The 17,061-nt window shown below is 66.9% G+C and carries 18 protein-coding genes; 5 read left to right on the top strand and 13 right to left on the bottom strand.

Annotation, left to right across the window (positions count from 1 at the left end; translation table 11 throughout):
• The first annotated feature begins 43 nt into the window (after window positions 1-43).
• Window positions 44-766, top strand: a complete 723-nt coding sequence (phbB, locus tag JNO53_RS04800) for an acetoacetyl-CoA reductase (RefSeq protein WP_203108230.1) — start codon at window positions 44-46, stop codon at window positions 764-766.
• A gap of 48 nt (window positions 767-814) precedes the next feature.
• Here the strand turns inward: phbB and JNO53_RS04795 are convergent, their stop codons facing one another.
• The 6 genes from JNO53_RS04795 to sugE form a co-directional block, all read right to left on the bottom strand.
• Window positions 815-1,588: a helix-turn-helix domain-containing protein gene (locus JNO53_RS04795; protein ID WP_203108228.1), complete on the bottom strand. Its 774-nt coding sequence runs from the start codon at window positions 1,586-1,588 to the stop codon at window positions 815-817.
• Between the two features lie 118 nt (window positions 1,589-1,706).
• Window positions 1,707-2,147 carry a hypothetical protein gene (locus JNO53_RS04790; RefSeq protein ID WP_203108226.1) on the bottom strand — a complete coding sequence of 147 codons (441 nt, stop codon included), beginning with the start codon at window positions 2,145-2,147 and terminating at the stop codon, window positions 1,707-1,709.
• Between the two features lie 28 nt (window positions 2,148-2,175).
• A complete protein-coding gene (locus tag JNO53_RS04785) occupies window positions 2,176-2,598 on the bottom strand; it encodes a hypothetical protein (protein WP_203108224.1) in 423 nt (140 codons plus the stop codon).
• Between the two features lie 13 nt (window positions 2,599-2,611).
• The gene (locus JNO53_RS04780) at window positions 2,612-3,454 is read right to left on the bottom strand and encodes a TIGR02587 family membrane protein (protein ID WP_203108222.1); all 843 of its coding nucleotides are present in this window, start codon (window positions 3,452-3,454) and stop codon (window positions 2,612-2,614) included.
• A 110-nt stretch (window positions 3,455-3,564) separates the two neighbouring features.
• Window positions 3,565-4,347 (bottom strand): CPBP family intramembrane glutamic endopeptidase, encoded by a 783-nt coding sequence (locus tag JNO53_RS04775; RefSeq protein ID WP_203108220.1) that lies wholly within the window; start codon window positions 4,345-4,347, stop codon window positions 3,565-3,567.
• Window positions 4,348-4,433: 86 nt separating this feature from the next.
• The gene (gene sugE, locus JNO53_RS04770) at window positions 4,434-4,751 is read right to left on the bottom strand and encodes a quaternary ammonium compound efflux SMR transporter SugE (protein ID WP_203108218.1); all 318 of its coding nucleotides are present in this window, start codon (window positions 4,749-4,751) and stop codon (window positions 4,434-4,436) included.
• 201 nt (window positions 4,752-4,952) lie between these two features.
• On the opposite strand from sugE, the gene JNO53_RS04765 reads away from it, so the two are divergent.
• Window positions 4,953-5,183, top strand: a complete 231-nt coding sequence (locus tag JNO53_RS04765; RefSeq protein ID WP_203108216.1) for a ribbon-helix-helix domain-containing protein — start codon at window positions 4,953-4,955, stop codon at window positions 5,181-5,183.
• A 7-nt stretch (window positions 5,184-5,190) separates the two neighbouring features.
• Here JNO53_RS04765 and JNO53_RS04760 read toward each other — a convergent pair whose 3' ends face one another.
• Window positions 5,191-5,424: a hypothetical protein gene (locus JNO53_RS04760; RefSeq protein WP_203108214.1), complete on the bottom strand. Its 234-nt coding sequence runs from the start codon at window positions 5,422-5,424 to the stop codon at window positions 5,191-5,193.
• A gap of 59 nt (window positions 5,425-5,483) precedes the next feature.
• Window positions 5,484-6,767 (bottom strand): UDP-N-acetylglucosamine 1-carboxyvinyltransferase, encoded by a 1,284-nt coding sequence (gene murA / locus JNO53_RS04755; RefSeq protein ID WP_203108212.1) that lies wholly within the window; start codon window positions 6,765-6,767, stop codon window positions 5,484-5,486.
• A 78-nt stretch (window positions 6,768-6,845) separates the two neighbouring features.
• Between murA and galU the strand changes: the two genes are divergently transcribed.
• Entirely contained in the window at window positions 6,846-7,718 is an 873-nt protein-coding gene (galU, locus tag JNO53_RS04750; protein WP_203108210.1) for a UTP--glucose-1-phosphate uridylyltransferase GalU, read from the top strand.
• Here the strand turns inward: galU and JNO53_RS04745 are convergent.
• From JNO53_RS04745 to glnE, 5 genes are all read right to left on the bottom strand, one after another.
• Window positions 7,715-9,253, bottom strand: coding sequence for an acyl-CoA synthetase (locus JNO53_RS04745; RefSeq protein WP_203108208.1), 1,539 nt, complete (start codon window positions 9,251-9,253; stop codon window positions 7,715-7,717). The two genes, galU and JNO53_RS04745, sit on opposite strands and share 4 nt — an antisense overlap.
• A gap of 169 nt (window positions 9,254-9,422) precedes the next feature.
• Window positions 9,423-10,124 (bottom strand): M23 family metallopeptidase, encoded by a 702-nt coding sequence (locus JNO53_RS04740; RefSeq protein ID WP_238401648.1) that lies wholly within the window; start codon window positions 10,122-10,124, stop codon window positions 9,423-9,425.
• A 137-nt stretch (window positions 10,125-10,261) separates the two neighbouring features.
• Window positions 10,262-11,065, bottom strand: a complete 804-nt coding sequence (locus JNO53_RS04735; protein ID WP_203108206.1) for a ferritin-like domain-containing protein — start codon at window positions 11,063-11,065, stop codon at window positions 10,262-10,264.
• Window positions 11,062-11,535 carry a peroxiredoxin gene (locus JNO53_RS04730; RefSeq protein ID WP_203108204.1) on the bottom strand — a complete coding sequence of 158 codons (474 nt, stop codon included), beginning with the start codon at window positions 11,533-11,535 and terminating at the stop codon, window positions 11,062-11,064. The genes JNO53_RS04735 and JNO53_RS04730 overlap by 4 nt, the downstream gene beginning before the upstream one ends.
• Window positions 11,532-14,222: a bifunctional [glutamate--ammonia ligase]-adenylyl-L-tyrosine phosphorylase/[glutamate--ammonia-ligase] adenylyltransferase gene (glnE, locus tag JNO53_RS04725; RefSeq protein ID WP_203108202.1), complete on the bottom strand. Its 2,691-nt coding sequence runs from the start codon at window positions 14,220-14,222 to the stop codon at window positions 11,532-11,534. The genes JNO53_RS04730 and glnE overlap by 4 nt, the downstream gene beginning before the upstream one ends.
• Window positions 14,223-14,329: 107 nt before the next feature.
• Between glnE and JNO53_RS04720 the strand changes: the two genes are divergently transcribed.
• Window positions 14,330-16,015, top strand: coding sequence for a M28 family metallopeptidase (locus JNO53_RS04720; RefSeq protein ID WP_203108200.1), 1,686 nt, complete (start codon window positions 14,330-14,332; stop codon window positions 16,013-16,015).
• A 29-nt stretch (window positions 16,016-16,044) separates the two neighbouring features.
• Entirely contained in the window at window positions 16,045-17,013 is a 969-nt protein-coding gene (locus JNO53_RS04715; RefSeq protein WP_203108198.1) for an agmatine deiminase family protein, read from the top strand.
• Window positions 17,014-17,061 lie beyond the last annotated feature (48 nt).

The raw sequence follows: 17,061 nt of genomic DNA, 5'->3' as shown, positions 1-17,061 counted from the left end.
CGTAGACCTGCGGGACCCACAAAAATCAGGCGGAGACAAGTCCATGGCTCGCGTTGCAATCGTCACCGGCGGAACCCGCGGTATCGGCGAGGCGATCAGCCTCGCGCTCAAGGCGCAGGGGCGCACCGTGGTCGCCAACTATGCCGGCAACGACGAGCGGGCGCAGCGCTTCTCCGCCGCGCACGGCATTCCGGTCTACAAATGGGACGTGGGCGATCACGAGGCCTGCCAGGACGGCTGCAGGCGGGTGACCGAGGAGGTGGGCGCGGTCGACATCGTGGTCAACAACGCCGGCATCACCCGCGACGGCACACTGCACAAGATGACCTTCGACGACTGGAACGAGGTCATGCGAATCAACCTCGGCGGGTGCTTCAACATGGCCAAGGCCTGCTTCCCCGGGATGCGCGAGCGCGGCTGGGGCCGCATCGTCAATATCGGCTCGATCAACGGTCAGGCGGGCCAGTACGGCCAGGTCAACTACGCCGCGGCCAAGAGCGGCATCCACGGCTTTACCAAAGCCCTGGCACAGGAAGGCGCGCGCTCAGGCGTCACCGTCAACGCGATCGCGCCCGGCTATATCGACACCGATATGGTCGCCGCCGTCCCGGAACCGGTGCTGGAGAAGATCGTCGCCAAGATCCCGGTCGGGCGCCTGGGCCAGGCGGACGAAATTGCCCGCGGCGTCGCCTTCCTCACCAGCGACGAAGCCGGCTTCGTCACCGGCTCCACGATGAGCATCAACGGCGGCCAGCACATGTACTGAGCCACGCGGCAGCCACCCGGCTTCGCCGAACGGTGGCTGCCATCGCCGTCAGGAGAGCCAGTAGCCGACCACCCGCCAGCCCGAACCTTCCCGCACCAGCGTCACGGTTTCGGTGACGTCGGCCTTATTGGCGAAGCTGGTGCGGAACTTGATCATCTCGTAGCCGTAAGGCGGCGCCGGCACGCCTTCCTGGCTGATCGCCGTTCGCGAAAGCACCTCGCCCAGCGGAGGGCGGACCTGCTCGGAAACCGAGGCCCATTTTTCGCTGGTGTTCAGTTCCTTGAACGCCTGACCGGTCGCGTTCCAGCTTTCGTCCCAGCGCCCCTGGTCGACGAGGCTCAGCCATTGCTTTGCCGCTTCCACGACTTCCCCTCCGACTTCGGCAGCAGGAGCGCCGGCATCTACCGGGGCTTTCTGGCTGCTCCTCGCCGCGGGTTCGGCGACATGCGACAGGGACGTGAGCGCGAGCGCTGCGAGAACGAGAGACATGAGCATTCCTCCGATTAGCCAGAAGCGGCGGGGGCCCGCGTCGAGACCGTCCGCCACTGCTCCACCATGTCCCATGCCGGGGGCGGGCCCGGCTGCCCCCATTTGCTTGCCCGCAAGAAAATCGGGGCCCTCGCCCTCCTTGTCGAGAAGCATTCGCGCCGCCTCGCGGCTGCTCGAAACTTCCATCTTCCGCCGCGCGTGGCGCAGCCGCTCGTTCACCGTGTGCACGGAAATTCCCAGGCGCCGCGCCAGCGATTTCGCATCGTAGCCCCGGACGATCAGCCGCAGCGTCTGCTTCTCTTTTTCGGTGAGAGCCTGATATCCTTCCGACATTCGCTCACCCGCGTTGGTGTACCTGATCGAGCGGGAATCCTAGCGGCGGCCGGCGTGCGAACCACCCCAAAAAATTCGTAGACGCTCGCGTCGTGGCTGAGGACGCCCGCGAAACGCCTCACGGCTTTTCGTGGAAGCTCTCGCCCCAGATCGTGTAGATGAAAGTGGCCGACCAAGTGATGAGCATGAACCCCGCGAGCGAGAACAGCATCACCACCATGCGGATCGCGCCGTGGGCCTCCACTTCCGCGAACCCCAGCGTGACGAACGATATGCCTGCGACGTAGAGATAGTCCGCCGGTGCCCCGCCGAATGTCGCGCCCAGCGAACCGGAGCCCGGCAGCAGGAGCAGAAGCCAGAACACCCACGCCCCGATCGCAATTTCGATGAGGTGAAGAAGGCCGAGGCTCCAGAATGTCACGATCACGCTCAAGTGCGGATGGCGGCGACGCTCCCGCTTGCCCCAGCCGATCACCCGCAAACCGCCCATATGGAAGGCTCCGAGCACTGCGAAGAGCACCGCCCCGCCGGCGAGGAAGAGGAGCTGGTTGGCGATCATGAGGTCAGCCCGAAGGTTGGCCGCCGGCTCACGGCTCCGCAAAGCCCAGGGCGCGGACGTCGACTCGGTGGCGGCGCGGATCGTCCTGGAAGAACAGTCCGGCTTTCCGGGTCGAATCCCCGGGCACGTAATCGACCGTGGTGGTGCTGGTCGCCACCGTCCCGTCCGCCTTGGTCAGTTCGCCCTCCACCTCAACGGCCGCGGCAGTGGCGGAGGAGCGATTGCGGAGTTCGACTTCGACGACGTAGCCCGCCGGCGTGGGCGTGATTGCCCCGATGCTGGCTTCGATCGCAGGCGGCCTGGCGCCCGAACCTTTCACGCTTTCCCACCCCAGTGCGCCCAGCACGGCCAGGGTCAGCAGGAGCCCGATCGCCGCAGCGATCCATTCGAGCAGCGGCTGGCCGGTTCGCGCCCGTCTCCGGCTCTCCCTCCTACGCGCCTTCTCCGCCATCGCCTCTCCCCTTTCAAACCACGAGCCGCGCGATCGCGGCGCCGACGGCCGCGGGAAACGCGAGTACCGCGGTCATCGACACGATCTGGCCCAGGTCCGCGCCTTCCATCCGGCCGAAGGTCCACAGAACGTAGACGCTGACGAGCAGGGCCACGCCATAGCCGGCGATGGTGTAGAAGACGAAGAGGCGCCAGAAGCCGCTTCCCTCGGGCGCTTGCTCCTGTCCGGCGAATCCCACACCGTAGACGAAGGCGTGCAGGATCACGATCGACGCAAGCACCAGCGCTATGCTGTGCCGAGGCGTCATCTTGAAGCCGATCAGGATCATCTCCTCGGTCGGCGCGAGGTTGAAGGCCAGGAACAGCGCGCCGGCGACCATCAGGAACAGTTGCCAGGCATAGCCGGCGCGGCGCTCGGCGACATCCTGCTCCTCCTGGTCCTCCGTGCCGCCCATCTGCTTGCGCGCGATCATCGCGCCGAAGCTCGTCGGCACGCTCTGCACGGCGATCTTGCCCATGATCTCGCTGGTCGACATGTCCGGCGTCAGGATTCCGCAGATGGAAAGAACGGCGGCCGAGGCGATCACGCCCACGCCGTAGGCGGCCAGCGCGTCCAGCAGATCCTCCTTGAAACTCGCCGTCTCCTCGAAGCCGGAGAAGCGCGAGAGGCCCACCAGGATGCCGAAATTGACGATCAGGAAGAGCAGCAGGCGCGGGCGATCGAGATAGAAGCCCAGGAACCACATCTCCATGGTCATCAGATTCGGCAAGCCAAAGATGATCGCCCCGCCGAACGCGCGGGCGAGGCCGACGGCGTATCGCCTGTTGGAGTGCTCGTTCGCCGCCTGGCTAGCCATGCGAAGCCCTGTCGCAGTTCCGCATCATCATTGTAGAGGCAGAACGGACCGATGGCGCGAGCGGTTCCTCCGGCGGTGCAGGCTTCAGGTGGCCCAACCTGTCCGGCTGATTACGCCAGTGTTGCTGTGCGCGGCGCCCTCTTCACCCGGTCGAACAGAAGGGCGATGACTACCGTGAACGGAATCATCGTCAGCAGGACGACTTGGACAAGTTGCGGCTCGTTCGACATGATGAGGCTCCATTTCGGAGCGGAAGATTGCTGCGCCGTCATGAAGGCGAGATGGAAACCGACCGGCACCCAGACCGTCCCGGTCACGGCTCGAAGCATTCCCAAAACGACTCCGAAGGTCGCGATGAACCCCGCGTCGCTTGCCGAAGCGGCTGCACCAACGGCCACCGCGAAAAAGGTGAAAAGCCCCGCTTGCGCCATGATGGTCAACCAAGGTCCCCCGACCAGGCCGCGGAGGCGTTCGCTCAGCCATCCACGGAACAGCAGCTCCTCTGGCAGCGCTTCCGACAGCAGCACCAAGACAAGCAAGGCAGCCGCGCCTGCAAAGACATTGGATGGCTCTCCGGGGAAGGAAAGCGAAACAACGCCTATCAAGGCCGCCGCCCCCAGCGTGATGACGGCGGTGATGGTATAGCCTGCGAAGCCGGCTGCGGAGGCCAGCAGCGCGGCTGGACGAAACTGGAATGACGCCGCCCGCCCGCCGCTCAGCCAAGCAAGCGCCAGCATTACGCCGCTGACCACGACAAGCGCAAACACGAGGTGATCGGAATGAGGAAAGATTCCGGCTGCGACCTTGCTGATCGAGCGTGCACCCCACCAAAGCGCTATGGCATAAGTGATCACGGCGGCGACTTCGGCGTGTAGCCGCAGCTTGCTTTTCATCATTGCCCCCGTCGAAATCCCTCGGTCAAAAGTTTTTAGCGGCGAACGACAGCCTCAGCCTCATTATTTTTGGCCGAGAATGAGTGTCATGCGCTGGACAGTTTCATCAGGACGAGGCCGCTCAGGATGAGTGCCGCTGCGAGGAGGCGGAGGGCGGTCACGCTCTCCCCCAGGAAGACGATACCGACCACGAAGGCACCGAGCGCGCCGATGCCGGTCCACACGGTATAGGCAGTCCCGAGCGGCAAGCTGCGCATCGACCATGCGAGGAGCGCGAAACTGGCTGCCATGGCAACCAGCGTAACGAGCGAAGGCCCGAGGCGGGAGAAGCCTTCCGAAAGCTTCATCGAAAAGGCCCAGACGACCTCCAGCAATCCAGCGACGATAAGTACCAGCCAAGCCACGGCAGCCTCCATTCACAAGCTGCCGGGGCGTCCCGGTCTTCACCATCCCGTGCTGGGGCGAGGACGTGGCCTCGCGCGGGTTATTTAGGGTGGAGGGAGGACCGGTCAATCCCGAAGGCGGCGGCCTGCAACCAGGAGTTCCACAGTTGGGCATGTTCGTGAAGGCGCGCCAAGCCTGCGCAGACCTGCTAGGCCTGCACGATGCCTGCGCCTTACCACCCGCCGGTCAAGCGCTCGGTCGAAATCGCCGGGCACAAGACCTCGATCAGCCTCGAACCGCTATTCTGGGACATGCTGCGCGCAGCGGCAGAGCGCGAGGCGGTGCCGCTCAACGCGCTGGTCGCGCGGATCGACGAGGAGCGTATCCAGGCCGAGCACCCGCCCGGCCTGGCGGGCGCCATTCGCCTCTGGCTCGTCGCAAACGCGACCTAGAGAAAAATCAATAGGTTGCGGGCGGGTCGCTGGCGGGGAAGCTCTCGTCGCTCGCCTCGTCAGCCTTGCTCCAGCTGCGCTTCGGCTTGTCGCGCATCGACTCCGGCCCCGCGTCACGCACGTCACCGTGGCTCTGGTTCCCGGCGAACGCCGCCGCGCGATCGCCGCCCTTGTTCTTCTCGTAGTACTTGTACCCGACATATCCGAGCGCTCCGAGCGCCGCCAGCTTGAGCAATGCCATGATCGACTCCTTTCCCCTCGCCAACGCGGCATCGGGCGGAAAGGTCCGCGGCTTCGAAGCTACTCGTCGCCGATACGTTCGACTTGCGCGCCGACCAGAGCGAGCTTCTCCTCCAGCCGTTCGTAACCCCGGTCCAGGTGATAGAGACGCCGCACCTGCGTCTGTCCTTCCGCGGCGAGCCCGGCGATGACCAGGCTCATCGAAGCGCGCAGGTCCGTCGCCATGACTTCGGCGCCGGTCAGCCGCTCGACCCCATGGACGATCGCGGTACGACCCGAGGTCTCGATGTTCGCGCCCATGCGGTTGAGCTCCGGCACGTGCATGTAGCGGTTTTCGAAGATCGTTTCGGTCAGCACACTCGTGCCTTCGGCGCGGGTGAGCAGCGCCATGAGCTGCGCCTGCATATCGGTTGCCAGACCGGGGTAGGGCGCTGTCGAGAGGTTGGCCGCCTTCAACCGCCCGTTCGCCCCGATGCGCACGCCTTTCGCCTCGCTTTCGGCATGGATGCCGATGTTGCGCAGCGCGTGAAGAGTCGCCTGCATCTCTTCGGCCTTCGCGCCTTCGAGCAGGACCTCGCCCCCGGTGATCGCCGCCGCACAGGCGTAGGAGCCGGCCTCGATCCGGTCCGCCATCACCCGGTAGGTCGCCCCGTGCAGCCGCCGCACGCCGTGGATCGTCAGGTCGGAGGTACCGATGCCCTCGATCTGGGCGCCCATCGCCACCAGCAGGTTGCACAGATCGACGATCTCGGGCTCGCGCGCGGCGTTGAACAGACGCGAGGTGCCGTTGGCGAGGACCGCCGCCATCAGCGCGTTCTCGGTCGCGCCGACCGAGACGACCGGGAAGTCGAACTCTCCGCCGGGCAGCCCGCCATCCGGCGCGCGTGCGCGGACGTAGCCCTGCGCGAGCTCGATTTCCGCGCCGAATGCCTCGATCGCCTTGAGATGCAGGTCGATCGGGCGGTTGCCGATCGCGCAGCCGCCCGGGAGCGAGACGGTCGCCTCGCCCATGCGCGCCAGCATCGGGCCGAGTACGAGGATCGAAGCGCGCATCTTGCGTACGAGCTCGTACGGCGCGACCGTGGAGGTGATCCGCGGCGCTTCCAGCGTCATCACGCGGCCGAAGTCCTCGGGCCGAGTGCCCTGGATCGAGGTCGTGATCCCGAACTGGTTCATCAGGTGCTGGAAGCCGTCGATATCGGCCAGCCGCGGCAGGTTGCGCAGCGTCAGCGGTTCTTCGGTCAGCAGCGCGCAGGGAATGAGCGTAAGCGCGGCGTTCTTGGCGCCAGAGATCGGGATCGTGCCCGAGAGCCGCTTGCCGCCTTCGATGATGATCTTGTCCATGGTCGAGCGTTTAGCGTGAATCGATGCTCCCGCAAGTCGCCGGTTGCGCCGGTCCCTGTATCTACCTATCCAATCGGCATGAGCGAACGCAAACCGATCCGGAAGGCCGTGTTTCCCGTTGCCGGCCTCGGCACCCGCTTCCTCCCCGCGACCAAGGCGATTCCGAAGGAACTGCTGCCGATCGTGGACCGGCCGCTGATCCAGTACGCGGTGGACGAGGCGCGCGAGGCCGGGATCGAGCAGATGATCTTCGTGACCGGGCGAGGCAAGACGGCGATCGTCGAACATTTCGACACCGCTTTCGAGCTCGAGACGACGATGGCCGAGCGGGGCAAGAGCCTCGACATCCTCGAACCCACGCGCTTTCCGCCCGGCGACATCATCACCGTGCGCCAGCAGGTCCCGCTCGGGCTCGGCCACGCGATCTGGTGCGCCCGCGCGATCGTCGGCGACGAGCCCTTCGCGATCCTTCTTCCCGACGAACTGATGGTCGGCGAGCCGGGCTGCATGAAACAGATGGTCGAGGCCTACCAAGACGTCGGGGGCAACCTCATCAGCGTGCTGGAAATCCCGCGCGAGGAAGTTTCCAGTTACGGCGTGATCGATCCGGGCGAAGAGCGCGGCGCACTGACCGAAGTGCGCGGCCTCGTCGAGAAGCCGCCGGTCAGCGAGGCGCCCTCGAACAAGATCGTGTCGGGGCGTTACATCCTGCAGCCGGAAGTCATGCGCACGCTGGAGGATCAGGAGAAGGGTGCGGGCGGGGAGATCCAGCTCACCGACGCCATGGCGCGGATGATCGGCGACCAGCCGTTCCACGCGGTGACTTTCGCCGGTCGCCGCTTCGATTGCGGCAGCAAGACCGGGTTCGTCGAGGCCACGCTCGCCCTCGCGCTCGACCGCGAGGACATGGGCGAGGAAGTCCGCGCGATGGCCCGGCGGCTGCTGGGCTAGGCGTCCTCGCGCGCCATCGCGGCGTATTCGTCGCGCAGTTCGCGCTTGTAGAGCTTGCCGTTCGCCTCCCGCGGGAGGTCGGGGCGGAAGTCGAACTGCTTGGGCATCTTGATCCGGGCAAGCTGAGGCGCGAGAAATTCGCGTAGCTCGGCTGCGAGCGCTTCGCCCGCATCGGCCATGTCGCGCGGCTGGATCACGGCCACGACTTTCTCCCCGAGATCGGGATCGGGCACACCGATCACTGCCGCATCCATCACCTTGTCGTGGGTGACGAGCAGGTTCTCGATCTCCTGCGGATAGATATTGACCCCGCCCGATATGATCATGTGGCTCTTGCGATCGGTCAGGTAGAGAAAGCCGTCGTCATCCAGATGGCCGATGTCGCCGAGCGTCATCCAGCCTTCGGGATGCATCGCCTCCGCGGTCTTGGCCGGATCGTTGTGATAGGTCGGGATCGTATCGTTCTCGAAATAGATCAGCCCGTCCGCGCCGGGCGGCAGTTCCTCGCCCTCGGGTCCGCAGACATGGACCTTGCCATGGAGCGCCGGGCCGACCGAGCCCGGGTGCGCAAGCCAGGCATCGCTGCGGATCAGCGTCATCCCGATGCCTTCCGACCCGGCGTAGTATTCGACCAGGATCGGGCCCCACCACGCGATCATCGCCTGCTTGACTGGAATCGGGCAGGGCGCCGCGGCATGGATGGCGCGCTCGTGGCTCGAAAGGTCGTAGCGCGTGCGCACCGCGTCATCGAGCTTGAGCATGCGCACGAAATGGGTCGGCACCCACTGACTGTCGGTCACCCGGTATCGCTCGATCGCGGCCAATGCAGCCTCGGGATCGAACTTCTCCATGATCACCACGGTGCCGCCGAGCCGGTGGACGGTGCAGCACCAGGCGAGCGGCGCGGCGTGATAGAGCGGCGCGGGCGAAAGGTAGACCATCTCCCCGTCCGCCGGCATGCCGGGCCCCATCACCGCCAGCATCACGAGTGCATGCGCCGCCTGGACGTCGTCGTCCTGCGGTCGCGGGGGGCGAATGCCCTTCGGCCGCCCGGTCGTGCCCGAGGAATAGAGCATGTAGAGCCCAGGGCAGGGGTCGGCGATCGGTTCGGCGGGTTGCACCGCGATCGCGGCTTCGAAGTCGGCGCTCCCCTGTCCGCCGAGCACGAACACCGGCAGATCGGGGCATTCGCGGCGAATGTCTTCCGTTACCTCGGTAAACTGCGTCGAGGTGATCAGCAGCTTCGCGCCGCTGTCTTTCAGAATATAGGCGATTTCCGGCGCGGTGAGGCGGGTCGAGACCGGGACCAGCATCGTGCCGGCGCGCTGCGACCCCCATACGAGCTGGAGATAGAGCGCGTTGTTCTCCATCAGCAGCCCGAATGCATCGTCGCGCCCCAGACCCTGCGCGCGCAGGAAATGCGCGAAGCGATTGGCAGTGCGATCGAGCTCCGCATAAGTGACCGTCTCGCCGGAGCCGGCGACCACGATCGCGGGGCGGTCGGCGCGCGTTTCCGCGTGGGTGATGGGATGCATGGTCGGTTTCTCTCCACTCACGGCGCCCTTTGGGCATCTCGTTGTGATTCGAAACCTAGCTGCGCGCGCCGCGGCAGCAAGAAAAAAGGCGGCGGGATCGCTCCCGCCGCCCTTTTGTCAGGCATCCTCTCCCATGCCTGCCTCCCGCCCCTCGCACGAGGCGCGAAATCTATTCCTCGCCGCCGCCCATACCGCCGCGGCCGGTCGCCAGTGCGAAAGCCTGCTGCGCTTCGGTTTCGACCATGTAGGGGATCGGATTGACCGCCTCGCCGTCGATGCGGATTTCGTAGTGCAGGTGCGGACCGGTCGAGCGGCCGGTCGAGCCGACGTAGCCGATCAGGTCGCCCTTCTTGACCCGCTGACCATCTGCCACGGCGAGCTTCGACAAGTGCGCGAATCGCGTCTGGAGCTTCGCACCGTGTTCGATCTGGACATAGAGGCCGTAGCTGCTGAACCAGTTGGCGCGGCCGACGATACCGTCAGCCGTCGCATAGACCGGAGTGCCGGTCGGCGCAGCAAGATCGACGCCCTTGTGCGAACGGCGGCCGCCGAGCACCGGATGGGTGCGCATGCCGTAGTCGCTGGAGAGCCGCGCATCGTCGAGCGGCATGCGCGAGGGAACCGAAATGCCGGTGCTTGCGATCGGCTGCGCGGCACGGTCGCCATCCAGCGAGCGCCAGCTTGCAAAGAGTTCGCGGAACTGCGCGTCCCCGGTGACCGACTTCTGGGCGTCCTGCACGGGCGCGGTCATGTCGGCTGCGGCTGCGGCGCTCGAATTCGCCAGTGCCGGAGTTGCGGCGATGGCGAGGAATGCGGCGCCTGCCGCTGCCGCGGCCTTGGCGATTCGCCGAGTGCTGAGAGTTGCGACCAAGATCCCGTCCTCTTGTTTGCGACCCTCAAGCCGCAGCGATCCGTGCACGCCGGACACACGACACCGGCGCGAGATTTTTATGCGAGACTGGGAACCCTCCTCCGTCTCAGTGATTGAAGGCCTAACCGGGGGTGGGTTTAACAAGCAATAGCGGCGTAGAACTCTCGCGATAAACCGGCTGCCGAACGCGCCGAGTCGTTGAACGGTGGCTTCAAGGCGCCGCGAAAGTGCCTTTCCACCAGCGTTTTCCAACACTTCTCAGGTATTTCGCCCGCTTCTTCGCAGCTTGCGACAAAGTGCTTTGTGCCGAAACGGACGTGACGAATTTCGTCGTCAAGGATTCGCTGGAGGATTCGCGCTCCGTCCCCGTCACCCTGCGCACGCACCCGATCGCGCGTAGCCGGCGTGACGTCGAGACCCCGCGCCTCCAGCACCATCGGCACGACGGCGAGCCGTGCGCGCACGTCGTGCCGGGTGTCGTGCGCCGCCTGCCACAGTCCTCCGTGCGCCGGCAGCGCGCCGTAATGGCTGCCGAGGCGGCGGAGCTTGCAGTCGAGGAGAGCGAAATGCATCGCCTCGTCGGCAGCTACGGAAAGGAAATCGCTCACGAATTCCCGGCCCATTGCCTCCCCGAAGCGGCCGGCCATGTCGAGCGCGAGGTCGATCGCGACGAATTCGATGTGTGCGAGAGCGTGCCACAGCGCGATTCGCCCACGCTCCGATCCGGCCTTGCCGCGCTTCGGCATACGATTGGGCGGGAGCAGTTCGGGCCGTTCCGGCGCGGCGGGACGCTCGGGCATCGCGGCATCAAAGCGCCAGTCGAGCCGTCCGAGGCGCCAGCGGCGCGCGACATCGCGCGCGGCGAAGACCTTGGCGGTCGGCTCGCCGGTCAGCAACGCGCCGTGGATCGCCGCGGCGATCGATTCGCGCCTTTCGCTCAAAGCGCCTTCGCCGCCTCGAGCACCTCTTCGGCGTGGTCCTTGACCTTCACCTTCTCCCAGACGCGGGCGATCTTCCCTTCCGCGTCGACGAGATAAGTGCTGCGGACCATGCCGATGAAGGTCTTCCCGTAGAGCTTCTTCTCGGTCCAGATCCCGAGCGCATCGGACAAGCCGCCTTCCTCGGCATCCGTGGCGAGGGGGACCTTCAGATCGTGCTTGGCGATGAAGTTGCGATGCTTCTGCGGCGAATCCTTGCTCACCCCGAGCAGCGCGACGCCGGCTTTCTCGAATTCGCCGGCGAGCGCAGTGAAGTCCTTCGCCTCGGTCGTGCAGCCCGGCGTGTTGTCCTTCGGATAGAAGAACACGACCAGCTTGCGCCCGCGAAAGTCCGACGGCTTCACCGTGCTGCCGTCGGGCGTCTCCATCGCGATGTCGGGCATCGGGTCGCCGGCTTTCGGAAAGTCGTTCATTGCTGGGTCTCCAGTTTTTCTTCGAACACCTCGTGCCAGGTGGCGGCGACGCATTGCCGCGCCTCTTCCAGCCGGCGCAAGACCTCGTCGAGGCTTTCGCACCGGCAAGCCCGGGCCAGCGCGCGACCGGCGGCTGGCGTGGGCTGGTCGAGATCGGGTGCGAGCAGGCGGCCCGCCACGAGCAGGCGTGTCATCATCCGCTCGGCTTCAGCCATTTCGCCGGGCAAGCTCCCGCGCTCGGCCAGGCCGGCGATCGCCTGCCCCAGATCGGGCACGATACAGGCCTGGTCGCGCAGTTGCAGATAGTGGATCAGGAATTCCAGATCGACGAGCCCGCCGCGCAGCAGCTTGGCGTCGAGCGGCCCGCGGGGCGGCTTGTTGGCGGCCATTTCGCCGCGCATCTTCAGTACATCGGCGCGCAGTCTCGCGGGATCGCGCGGGCGCAGCAGCACGTCCGCGATCGCGCTTTCGAGAGCCGACCGTGCCTCGGGCGAGCCGAACAGCGGCCGGGCGCGGGTGAGCGCCATGTGCTCCCAGGTCCAGGCGTCCTCGCGCTGGTAGCGGGCGAAGCTGTCGAGGCTGACCGCGAGCGGTCCCTGCGCACCCTGCGGGCGCAGGCGCGTGTCGACCTCGTAAAGCGCGCCTTGCGCCGTCGGCACGCTCAGCGCGCCGCTGACGCGCTGCGCCAGCCGGTTGAAATAGAGCGTGGCGCCGAGGGGCCGCGCACCGTCGGATTCGGCGCCGTGGTCGCCGGTGAAGAGATAGACGATGTCGAGGTCGGACGCATGCGTCAGCGCGCCGCCGCCGAGCCGCCCGAGACCGAGCACCAGCAGCTCGCCGCCCGGCACGACGCCGTGCTTGACCGCGAAATCGTCCTGCGTCGTGCGCGCCGCGATCGCCAGCGCAGCCTCGGCGGTGCGCGACAGCGCGGCGGCGACATCGAGCGGATCGTGCTCGCCCTGGATAAGCTGCACGCCGAGAGCGAAACGCGTTTCGCCGGTGACCACGCGAATTCGGTCGAGCGCGCGCTCGTAGTCATCGCCGGTCTCGCCCCGCGCCATGCGCTCCGCCAGCGCGGGAACCTCGCCGGGCAGATCGAGCGCGCTCTTGTCGATCAGCGCATCGAGCAGCTCCGGCCGCCGCGCGAGCTGCTCGGCAAGCGGCGGCGCGAGCGTCAGCACGCCGACGAGCTGGTCGAGCAGGGCGGGCCGCGCATCGAGCAGGCGGAACAGATTGATCGCGCTCGACGCCTTGGCGATCAGTTCCTCCCACAGCAGCAGCGCGCGGCGCGGGTCGGGCGCCTCGGCCAGCGCATCGAGCAGGCGTGGGAGCAGGGCATCGAACGAAGCGCGCGCCGCCTCGCTGCGCAACGCGCGGATGTGGCCGTCGCTCCAGCTCGCGATCCGTTCGGCAAGCCCCGCCGGTTCCTCGAAGCCCAGCCGTTCGAGCCGCGCGGGGAGGCCCTCGGCCTGCGATGCACCGCCGCTCCCGGGGCGGTCGAGCAGCCGGTCGAAACGCGCCGCGACCTCGGCACAGAGCGGGGTCAGTTCTGCCAGTAGCGCCGCGCCGTCGGCCAGGCCGTCGAGCCGCGCAACGCGGTCGAGCGCTTCGCCGGACGGAAGCGTATGTGTCTGATGATCCTCGAGCATCTGCAGCCGGTGCTCGACGACACGCAGACGGTCGTAGCTGCGGCCGAGAAGCTCGGCATCCTCGGATGCGATGAGGCCGGCTGCGGCCAGCGCATCGAGCGCGGCACGCGTCTGCCGGACACGCAGCGAAGGATCGCGGCCACCATGAATCAGCTGGTGCGTCTGCGCAAAGAACTCGATCTCGCGGATCCCGCCGCGACCCTGCTTGAGGTTGAAACCCGGGGCGGGCTCGGTGGGACCCGAATACCGGTCGCGGATGCGTGAGGTCAGTCGGCCGATCTCCTCGATCGCGCCGAAATCGAGGCTGCGCCGCCAGACGAAGGGGCGGATCGCGGCGAGAAAATCCTCGCCCTGCCCGATGTCTCCCGCAGCGGCGCGGGCGCGGATATAGGCGGCGCGCTCCCACGCCAGCGCCGAACTTTCGTAGTGGCTGAGCGCCGCATCGCACGAAATCGCCAGCGGGCTCACTTCGGAGGCCGGGCGCAGGCGCAGGTCGACCCGGAAGACATAGCCTTCGGCGCTGTTGGCAGAGAGCATCTGGACGATCTCGCGTGCATAGCGCTGCGCCGCCTCGCCGGGTTCATCGCGTGCGCGGCGGGGCAGCGTCGCCGGATCGTAGAGCAGGATCGGATCGATGTCGGAACTGTAGTTGAGTTCGCCCGCACCGTGCTTGCCGAGCGCCAAGGCGATGAAACCGGCCGGCGCGGCGCCCTCCACGCGGCGGGCGATCGCTTCCGCTATCGCCCGATCGAGCGCGCGGTCTGCGAGGTCGGACAGTTCGGCCATGACTTGGGCGAGGGGGAAGGCCCCGGCAAGGTCGCCGACCGCCAGCGCCGCCGCCAGCGCCAGCCGCTCGCGCCGCAGCGCGATCTCGCAAGTCGGCGCTTCACTGCCCGCCGCCCGCGCCCAGGCGAGCGCGCCCTCGCCATCGCCGGCCCGCAGCAGCGCTTCGAGTTCCGGCTGCCGGTCGAGCGCACGCGCGAGGAATGGTGCGTTGACACGAGCCCGCGCGATCGCATCTTGCCAGTCACCCGTCATGCCCGCTCCCTGCCCGGAGTGCACACCATGCACAAGCACGGGTTGCCGCGGCGCGCGCGACCTGCCAAGTTTTGCGGCAATCGCAGTCTTGAGAGAGAGCTTTGCAAATGATCCGCCGAATCCTAGCCGCCACTGCCGTGCTGGCGCTCGCTGCGTGCAACGTCGCCGTAAGCGAGCCCGAGGGCGACGCGGCGCTCGACATCCCCGAGATCGAAGTGCCCGAAATCTCCATCGAAACGATGAAGGAAGCGACCCGTATCCTTTCTTCGGACGAGTTCGAAGGCCGCCTGCCCGGCACCGCGGGCGAGGAAAAAACGGTCGCCTATATCGCCGAGCAGTTCGAGAAGGCCGGGCTCGAGCCGGGCAACAACGGAAGCTGGTTCCAGGACGTGCCGCTGGTCGAGATCACCGGGCGCGATTTCGCGCCGCTGACGGTGAAGGCCGACGGCGAGACGATGAACTTCGACTTCGGCGAGGACTGGGTCGGCGTCTCCTATCGCGAAACGCCGACGACGAAGGTCGAGAACAGCGAACTCGTCTTCGTCGGCTACGGCATCAATGCGCCGGAGAAGAACTGGAACGACTATGCCGGGATCGACATGACCGGGAAGACCGCAGTCATCCTGATCAACGATCCCGACTACGAGGCCGAAGCGCTGGAAGGCACCTTCAACGGCAAGGCGATGACCTATTATGGCCGCTGGACCTACAAGTATGAGGAAGCCGCCCGCCAGGGCGCGACCGGCGCGATCATCGTGCACGACACCTATCCGGCGTCCTATCCCTGGACCACGGTCAAGAACAGCTGGTCGGGCCCGCAGGCCTATGCCCAGCGTGCGGATGGCGGTGCGGACCAGACCGTGATGAACGGCTGGGTGCAGAAGGCGGTTGCCGAGCAGATCCTCGAGGCGACCGGACATAGCCTCGCCGAGCTTTCGGCGGCTGCGAAGAAGAAAGGCTTCAAGCCCGTGCCGCTCGGCGCAACCGTGTCGACCGCGTTCGAGAACGACGCCCGCACCTTCACCTCGAAGAACGTGATCGGCGTTCTGCCGGGTGCCGAGCGTCCCGAGGAATACGTGCTTCACACTGCGCACTGGGACCATCTCGGCCGCTGCGCTCCGGGTGAGGAGGACGAGATCTGCAACGGTGCGATCGACAATGCGACCGGCACCGCAGCCCTTATCGCGCTCGCAGAAGCGCACGCGAAGGCCGGCCCGGCCGATCGCAGCCTGGTGTTCCTTGCCGTCACCGCCGAGGAACAGGGCCTGCTCGGTTCCGAATACTACGGCGCGAACCCGGTCTTCCCGCTCGAACAGACGGTGGGCGGGGTGAACATGGACGCGCTGTCCCTCGCGGGCCCGGCAAAGGACGTGACAGTGGTGGGACCCGACAAGTCGCAGCTCGACGACTTCCTGACGGCGGCGCTGACCGCCGAGGAGCGCGTCGGCACGCCGAACCCGTCGCCCGAGGCCGGTTACTACTATCGTTCCGACCACTTCAGCATGGCCAAGCGCGGCCTGCCGATGCTCTACGTCGACGGCGGGCAGGATCTGGTCGAGGGCGGCACGGAGGCGGGCGCGGCCTACGAGGCGCGCTACCGCGACACGGCCTACCATGCGGCCGGCGACGAGTACGACGAGAACTGGGACTGGTCGGGCGTCGAGCAGGACCTGCGCCTGTTCTACCGCCTCGGCCGGATGCTGGGCATGTCGACCTCGTGGCCCAACTGGCGCGAAGGCGACGAGTTCCGCCGCATCCGCGACGAAGCCTGCGCGGCGGACGGCGGCTGCTGACCCCGCACGCCCATTCGGAGCGACTTTCGATGGCTATCTCGATGCCGCCCGAATGGGCGCCGCAGGCGTGGCTGTGGATCGGCTTCCCGCACGATGCGGACGAGTGGCCGGACTATCTCGGCCGCGCACAGGAGCAGATCGCCGCGTTCGCCAACGCGGTGGCCGAAAGCGGGCAGGAGGTGCGCCTGCTGGTACGCGACGCGGCGAACGAGGCGCGGGCACGTTCGCTCGTCTCGGGCGCGGTCAAGCTCGAGCGGCGCAGCTTCGGCGACGTATGGCTGCGCGATACCGGGCCGCTCGTCCGCACCGACGGTTCGGCGCTGCGCTGCCTGTTCAACGGCTGGGGCGGCAAGTACCTGATGGAGGGTGATCAGACGATCGGTGCCGAGCTCGCGAACGAAGCGGGGCTCCCGGTCGTCGGAGCGGACTGGATCCTCGAAGGCGGGGCGATCGACGGGGACGGGACCGGCCTCGTCGTCACGACCGAACAGTGCCTGCTCAACCCGAACCGCAATCCCGAGCTTTCGCGCGAGGAGATCGAGGCACGGCTCGCGCGCGATCTCGGCTTCGACCGCGTGCTGTGGCTCGGCGACGGGCTGATCAACGATCATACCGACGGGCATGTCGACAACCTCGCCCGGTTTGTCGCGCCGGGCCGTCTTGCGCTACCGCGCGCCACAGGCAGCGACGATCCCAACACCGCGATCTACGCCGATGCGAAGCGCCGCGCCGAAGCCTTCGGCGTCGAGGTGGCCGAGATTCCGTCGCCCGGGCTCATTACCCGGGGCGATCTTGTCGAGCCCGCCAGCTACGCCAACTTCGCGATCACCACGAACCTCGTCGTGGTGCCGACGTTCGGCTCGATCCACGATGCGGACGGCGTCGCGGCCATCGCCGCGCTGTTTCCCGATCGCGCGACGATAGGCCTTCCCGCCGATGCAGTGCTTGCGGGCGGCGGCGGCTTCCACTGCGCCAGCCAGCAGATGCCGGGGCTTTGATCCCGCCTTTAACGCTTCCTTAGCTGCCGCCGGCGTACGTCGAGCTTC

The sequence above is a fragment of the Altererythrobacter sp. C41 genome (assembly GCF_016803135.1).
Classification (GTDB): domain Bacteria; phylum Pseudomonadota; class Alphaproteobacteria; order Sphingomonadales; family Sphingomonadaceae; genus Pelagerythrobacter.
Note: the sequence above shows the minus strand (reverse complement) of the source record. Positions and strands in the feature narration are given on the sequence as shown.